Source organism: Bacillus sp. B4EP4a, from assembly GCF_006680105.1.
GTDB classification, from domain to species: domain Bacteria; phylum Bacillota; class Bacilli; order Bacillales; family DSM-1321; genus Peribacillus; species Peribacillus simplex_E.
In genome coordinates, this window is the sequence record NZ_VHIK01000147.1 from 1 (window position 1) to 262 (window position 262).

Consider the following 262-nt stretch of genomic DNA (forward strand, 5'->3'; position numbering starts at 1 on the left):
CATATTTGCTATTTCCGCAAGTTCCTCAAACTTAAAAGACTTTTCATAGTTATTCATGATATGTTCAATCACGTCACTGAGTTGATGAGTAGAACATCCTTCTATGGCTAATTGTTTCAGCATATCCCCATGTTCTCNTTGCAGAACCCTATAGATGATTTCTTTCTCGATTAAAGGAGCAAGTTCCTTGATATCTTTTGGAGTATCTAGCAGACGAGCTAATCTTGTTATCGCGTCTTGCAATGATGGCTCTGTTTTGTTG

At 37.5% G+C, this 262-nt stretch carries 1 protein-coding gene; it reads right to left on the reverse strand.

All coding sequences use genetic code 11. The features are described 5' to 3' along the window. Positions 1-243 (reverse strand): AraC family transcriptional regulator (locus tag FNK51_RS26310; RefSeq protein ID WP_483296145.1); only part of this gene is annotated, 243 nt, incomplete at its 3' end. Positions 244-262: the final 19 nt, after the last annotated feature.